Origin of the sequence: Pseudomonas sp. (genome assembly GCF_026224925.1) — a bacterium.
Lineage (GTDB): Bacteria > Pseudomonadota > Gammaproteobacteria > Pseudomonadales > Pseudomonadaceae > Aquipseudomonas.
In genome coordinates, this window is record NZ_JAMFRV010000550.1 from 1 (window position 1) to 4,554 (window position 4,554).

Below are 4,554 nucleotides of genomic sequence, written 5' to 3' on the forward strand. Positions count from 1 at the left end.
GACAGCGGTTCGTCGGGGAGTCTAAATTTTCTATCCATGGCCAGTTTTGCTGCTTGGCAATGGTTTTCACGATTCGGCGCCTTGCCGAAGTCGACTCTGGATCAGCCTAGATGACCAGTCCTGCGCCACTTTCGCGCCAGCAGCTGCGCACTCAGTTGCGTAAGGCTCGTCGCGCTTTAACCCTTCCCCAGCAACGGCAAGCCGCACGCGGCCTGTACCGCCAACTCGCTCAAACCCCCCTCTTTCGCCGCGCCAGACACATCGCGTTATATATTCCCAATGACGGTGAAATTGATCCACGTATGCTGCTGCGCGCAGCTCAACGCCATGGCAAGAAAACCTACCTGCCCGTGCTGAGTGCCTGGCCACGGACTAAAATGGTTTTTCAGCGCGTACGGCCGGGAGAAAAATTCACACCTAACCGCTTTCGAATCCCCGAGCCACGCGTCAACATTGCCCGGCAGCGTGTCGTGTGGGCATTGGATTTGATTCTTCTACCGCTGGTGGGATTCGATGAGCTGGGAGGTCGGTTGGGCATGGGCGGCGGTTTTTACGACCGCAGCCTTGCGTATCAAGCCCGCCGAAAAACGTGGCAAAAACCGGTATTGCTGGGGTTGGCCCACGAATGTCAAAAGGTCGATAGATTGGCGCAGGCAAGCTGGGACGTACCTTTGCAAGGGACAGTAACCGACAAGCGTTGGTATGACGTTATGAACGAGGCGCGGGGCTAGACGCTGCTGCTGACGGCAGCGTCGGATAGATCAATCAGTGACGCGGGGCTTTCTGGTGTGGTGGCTGCTGCTGTTGCTGAGAAATCTCAACGGGCGCGTCTGGTTTATTGGTCCACAAACTCTGTGCGTAGCCCGTAGTTACTACACCCAAACCGAACAAAAAAGCCAGAATCCACAATATATCCGGTTTGCGTTTCATCGATTGCCCCCCTTGGGCAAATCAATGCGCTGCAGGCAACGGCCGTTAATTAGGCCGCACAACAACGCGATGCTTAAAATCCCGGGCATTCTCCGACAACATCGACGCTCACGCAAATGCTGGCGTCAACCGACGGTCGGTTTGTCATCAAATTACTTAACATTATCCACCCCCGATGCAGGAGCACAAACCATGGCCCACTGGCTGATGAAATCGGAGCCCGAAGAACTCTCGATCAAAGACTTTCAACGTCTGGGCGAAACTCGCTGGGACGGCGTGCGTAATTATCAAGCGCGAAACTTTATGCGCGCGATGGCACCCGACGACACGTTCTTTTTCTACCACTCCAGTTGCGCGCAACCGGGAATTGTCGGCATCGGCCGCATTGTCCAGGCCGCCTATCCTGACCCGAGCGCTCTGGACCCAGGCGGAGCTTACTTCGACGCCAAATCCAGCGAGCAAAAAAATCGCTGGAGCGCGGTAAACGTCAGCTTCGTCGAAGCTTTCCCGCAGGTATTAAAAATCAGCTTCCTGAAACAGCAGAGCGCACTGGAAAAACTCCCACTGGTGCAAAAAGGCACCCGGCTTTCCGTGATGCCAGTGACCGCCGAACAATGGCAAGCGATCCTCGCCCTGCGTTAAATGCAGTTACTGAATGATCAGGTTGTTGAACAGCAAGTCTTCAACAATGGGCTTGCCCTCTTCATCATTCATTATTTGCTGGGTTTGCTTCAGCGCTTCCTGACGCAGCTTTTCCTTGGCCTCGACGCTGTTCATGTTGTCGACGGACTGCTGCGCGAACAGTGCAACCAGCTGATTACGAATCAACGGCTCGTTGTGCTTCACGGCCTTCTCGGCTTCGGCCCCTGTAACCCGCAAAGCGATATCGGCTTTGTAGACGTGCAGCTTCGGTCCGCCATCAAGGCCGTAATTGCCAACAAGCGCAGGGCTGAGGCTGACATAAGCCACTTTGCTCGCATCGCCTTCTTTAGACTCTTCGGCCAATGCCACAACGGGCAGCGACAAAGCCAACAACATGATGGTCCACGCTTTCACAGTTCACTCCTCATCCGATTTGCGGCCTAGCTTACTTCAACTTATGGCTGCTTATACGTCTGCGGCATTCTGATTGACCCAGAAACCCGCTTACCTACACTTATCGGCCATCACTCGAAAAGGAATAGCCCGATGAAAGCCGTGCTGTGCAAAGCGTTCGGCCCCGCCGAAACATTGGTGCTGGAAGAAGTCCCCAATCCAGAAGCGAAGAAAAATGAAATCGTCCTGGACGTGCATGCAGCGGGGGTCAACTTCCCGGACACGCTGATCATCGAAGGCAAATATCAATTCAAACCGCCCTTCCCTTTCTCACCGGGCGGCGAGGCATCGGGCGTCATCTCAGCAGTCGGCGAAAAAGTCAGCCATTTGAACGTCGGTGACCGGGTGATGGCGCTCACAGGTTGGGGCAGCTTCGCTGAGCAGATCGCGGTCGCGGGCTACAACGTCCTGCCCATCCCTGATGCGATGGACTACATCACCGCTGCCGGTTTCAGCATGACCTACGGCACCTCCATGCACGCGCTCAAGCAACGCGCCCAACTGCAACCCGGTGAAACCCTCTTGGTACTCGGCGCCTCAGGCGGTGTAGGCCTGGCCGCCGTAGAAATCGGCAAAGCCATGGGCGCGCGAGTCATCGCCGCCGCCAGCAGCGCCGAAAAACTTGCCGTGGCTCAGGCCGCAGGCGCAGATGAGTTGATCAACTACAGCGAAACCAACCTCAAAGACGAGATCAAACGGCTTACCAATGGGGTCGGTGTTGACGTTATTTATGATCCGGTAGGCGGGGATCTGTTTGACCAGGCTGTGAGGTCGATTGCCTGGAATGGCCGGTTGCTGGTGGTTGGATTTGCCAGCGGGCGGATTCCGGAATTACCAGTGAACTTGGCGTTGTTGAAAGGTGCCTCGGTGGTTGGGGTTTTCTGGGGATCTTTTGCACAACGGCAACCGCAGGATAATGCCGCGAACTTTCAGCAGTTGTTTGCGTGGTATGCGGAGGGGAAGTTGAAGCCGTTGGTATCGCAGGTTTATCCGTTGGAAAAGGCGGGGGAAGCGATTGATTCGTTGGGGCAGAGGAAGGCGGTTGGGAAGGTGGTGGTTCGGGTTAGGTGACCGCGATTAGAAACCTGGGTTGCTGTAATGGCGGCCCAGGTATTAGATAGATACCATTAACCCTGCTGGACCGAATTCATTCGAGAGGCGGTTGCATGGTGTATCTAAAACAGCTCAGTGCTATATCCATTCGCGAATAAATTCGCTCCCACAGGACCGTAGTACTTATCCACATTCGCGTCTTGCCGAAATCCCCTATAGGAGCGCGAAGCGGTACAAAAAATAACAAACGCAAACTGCACCTGTAGGAGCCAACTTGTTGGCGAGGCATGTTATCTGACATACCGCGCTAGACCTTCGCCAACAAGTTGGTTCCTATAGACAACCGTGTTTGCTGCGCTATATATATTCCGCCATTTTGCAATGGTTAACTTTCTAAAATTTAGCAGTAGATATTTATTACCTACACCCCAATAAGTCCTCTTCACAAACATCACTGATGACTTAATCACCCCAAAAAACATGCAGGGATAGCTCCTACAGAAACTCTAGACCTACCTGACAGACAAGTCCTTGCGAATGCAGTTACCTCCCTTACTCATAACAAGGAGTAACTGCATGCAAAACAATTTCGTCGGACCACCAGTGCCACCAGGCTTTAACTTTGGAGGCCCACAGGCACCTGAAAAAAACATACTAATTAATAGAGGCATCCCTTGGAACGGCTCCTCATCCGGGCCTAGTACAGGAATCGGCGGCGGTAGCGGACTGTCTGCAAGGGAGTTTCGAGATCAGGCAGCGAGAGTTGCTGTTAAATCGGCTATGGCTAACGCACAACGGTACTCAAGTAACATTGATCAGAGCTACTACAGAGGTGCATTCGTACTTGAAACTGAAATAAATAAGGAAATAGCCGCGGCTACGCCGCATGCGTGGTCACATCTTAATTCCGTTGAAATCATCAACCAAAAATCCTCAGCCCTAGATGAGCTTCTAAGTAATTACAAAAATAAACTTTGGAATAGCCAGTTTCAAGCCAATCAATCTTATGGAATTTCAACCTCATCACAACGATCGCTGAAAGACCTCGAAGAAAAGCTTAATCAGGAAATCTCCAAGGGTTCGAGCTGGTATCTAGGAGGGATAGTTGCACAATGGGAAGCATCTTATAAAGCAGTTCATGAGGTAAAACTCCTCTCCAAGAAAATAGATGTGTTAACCGCTAAGAAACAGCAGTTGTCATCTGATAAAACTCATGCAGAGCACGCCTTAAGGGTTCAGCACGCCAGAGAAGCAGCACGACAACTTGCCCAGCAACAAGCCGAGGAAGCCGCTCGGCAAAACGCTCAACGCCAGGCAGAAGACGCCGCGCGCCACCTAGCTCAGCAACAGGCTGATGCGGCAGCGAGGCACATCGCCCAACAACAAGCGGATGCAGCGGCACGCGAGTTCGCTCGGCAACAAGCTGACGCAGCAGCGAGGCACATCGCCCAACAACAAGCGGATGCAGCGGCAAGC

The 4,554-nt window shown here is 53.2% G+C and carries 4 protein-coding genes and 1 pseudogene; 4 read left to right on the forward strand and 1 reads right to left on the reverse strand.

What is annotated here, in order from left to right:
- The first annotated feature begins 110 nt into the window (after positions 1-110).
- Both M0974_RS23115 and M0974_RS23120 read left to right on the forward strand, forming a co-directional pair.
- Positions 111-731, forward strand: coding sequence for a 5-formyltetrahydrofolate cyclo-ligase (locus tag M0974_RS23115; protein WP_297842354.1), 621 nt, complete (start codon positions 111-113; stop codon positions 729-731).
- 391 nt (positions 732-1,122) lie between these two features.
- The gene (locus M0974_RS23120) at positions 1,123-1,572 is read left to right on the forward strand and encodes an EVE domain-containing protein (protein WP_297842356.1); all 450 of its coding nucleotides are present in this window, start codon (positions 1,123-1,125) and stop codon (positions 1,570-1,572) included.
- Between the two features lie 6 nt (positions 1,573-1,578).
- On the opposite strand, the gene M0974_RS23125 is transcribed toward M0974_RS23120, so the two are convergent.
- Positions 1,579-1,986: a flagellar basal body-associated protein FliL gene (locus tag M0974_RS23125; RefSeq protein WP_297842359.1), complete on the reverse strand. Its 408-nt coding sequence runs from the start codon at positions 1,984-1,986 to the stop codon at positions 1,579-1,581.
- Between the two features lie 132 nt (positions 1,987-2,118).
- On the opposite strand from M0974_RS23125, the gene M0974_RS23130 reads away from it, so the two are divergent.
- Together M0974_RS23130 and M0974_RS23135 are read left to right on the forward strand one after the other, a co-directional pair.
- Complete coding sequence (locus tag M0974_RS23130) at positions 2,119-3,096, forward strand: NADPH:quinone oxidoreductase family protein (RefSeq protein ID WP_297842361.1); 978 nt, start codon at positions 2,119-2,121, stop codon at positions 3,094-3,096.
- A 558-nt stretch (positions 3,097-3,654) separates the two neighbouring features.
- Positions 3,655-4,554 (forward strand): annotated as a pseudogene (locus tag M0974_RS23135) (hypothetical protein); the annotation flags it as partial.